The following is a 439-nucleotide window of genomic DNA, read 5'->3' as shown; positions in this document are numbered from 1 at the left end:
TGAACCAGTAGCACCCGTATCGCCTTTATCACCTGTTGCTCCGGTTAATCCCTGAATACCTTGTGCACCAGTATCGCCTTTATCACCCTTGTCGCCTTTTTGACCATTTACATTTGTCCAATTACCAGTAGCTGGATTATATACCCAAGTCCCACTGTCATTCGTCACAATCGTAACACCTTCACCAGGGCCACCAGCTGTACCAGGTTTCCCCGGGGTACCGCTTTTTCCTGGCTGGGCCTCAACACCTACTACACCTGGGTCACCTTTATCGCCCTTGTCGCCTTTTTGACCATTTACATTTGTCCAGGTACCAGTAGCCGGATTATACACCCAGGTCCCACTGTCATTCGTCACAATCGTAACACCTTCACCAGGGCCACCAGCTGTACCAGGTTTCCCCGGGGTACCGCTTTTTCCTGACTGGGCCTCAACACCT

1 pseudogene is annotated in these 439 nt (G+C 51.3%); it reads right to left on the bottom strand.

Annotated elements, in window-relative coordinates:
• A pseudogene (locus tag EV200_RS21675) lies at positions 1–439 on the bottom strand (hypothetical protein); the annotation flags it as partial.

It is taken from the genome of Pedobacter psychrotolerans (assembly GCF_004340665.1).
GTDB classification, from domain to species: domain Bacteria; phylum Bacteroidota; class Bacteroidia; order Sphingobacteriales; family Sphingobacteriaceae; genus Pedobacter; species Pedobacter psychrotolerans.
Note: the sequence above shows the minus strand (reverse complement) of the source record. Positions and strands in the feature narration are given on the sequence as shown.